The following is a 417-nucleotide window of genomic DNA, read 5'->3' as shown; positions in this document are numbered from 1 at the left end:
GTGCATAAACGCTGGTCATGAAATGACGAAGGCTATCGCCATTGCACAGTTTAATGATGACAGCCCGGCAGCGAGGAAAATAACCCGGCGCTGGAGAATAGGTGAAGCAGCGGATTTAGTTGGGGTTTCTTCTCAGGCTATCAGAGATGCCGAGAAAGCAGGGCGACTACCGCACCCGGATATGGAAATTCGAGGACGGGTTGAGCAACGTGTTGGTTATACAATTGAACAAATTAATCATATGCGTGATGTGTTTGGTACGCGATTGCGACGTGCTGAAGACGTATTTCCACCGGTGATCGGGGTTGCTGCCCATAAAGGTGGCGTTTACAAAACCTCAGTTTCTGTTCATCTTGCTCAGGATCTGGCTCTGAAGGGGCTACGTGTTTTGCTCGTGGAAGGTAACGACCCCCAGGG

At 50.4% G+C, this 417-nt stretch carries 1 protein-coding gene; it reads left to right on the top strand.

Going from position 1 to position 417, the window contains the following annotated elements:
- Positions 1-22: 22 nt before the first annotated feature.
- Positions 23-417 (top strand): nucleotide-binding protein (locus DBV35_RS29320; RefSeq protein WP_342752407.1); only part of this gene is annotated, 395 nt, incomplete at its 3' end.

The sequence above is a fragment of the Acuticoccus kandeliae genome (assembly GCF_003073115.1).
Note: the sequence above shows the minus strand (reverse complement) of the source record. Positions and strands in the feature narration are given on the sequence as shown.